The organism is Paraburkholderia sp. SIMBA_027 (genome assembly GCF_046535315.1).
GTDB lineage: Bacteria > Pseudomonadota > Gammaproteobacteria > Burkholderiales > Burkholderiaceae > Paraburkholderia > Paraburkholderia tropica.
This window is the reverse complement of the sequence record NZ_JAWRWY010001500.1, coordinates 1-240: the sequence shown is the minus strand read 5'-3', so window position 1 is coordinate 240 and position 240 is coordinate 1. Positions and strand designations below refer to the sequence as shown.

General features: G+C 70.4%; 1 pseudogene. It reads left to right on the top strand.

The window, feature by feature from the left end:
• Nucleotides 1–137 (top strand): annotated as a pseudogene (locus SB764_RS44190) (amino acid deaminase); the annotation flags it as partial.
• Between the last annotated feature and the right edge of the window lie 103 nt (nt 138–240).

Genomic DNA, 240 nt, shown 5'->3' with positions numbered 1-240 from the left:
ATGGCATCCGCCGGGTGCTGATGGCCAACCAGCTGGTCGGCCGCGCCAACATGGCGCTGATCGCCAAGCTGCTGCGCGACCCGGCGTTCACCTACTTCTGCATTGTCGATTCCGTCGCCAACGCCGCCCAGTTGGCCGATTCGTCGGTGCGCATCAAGGCCGCCGCGGCGACCCTGCGCGAGCAATACGGCTCGACCGGCTACGCCACCCGCGGCGCGCTGGTGGCGGCCCAGGCGCTGC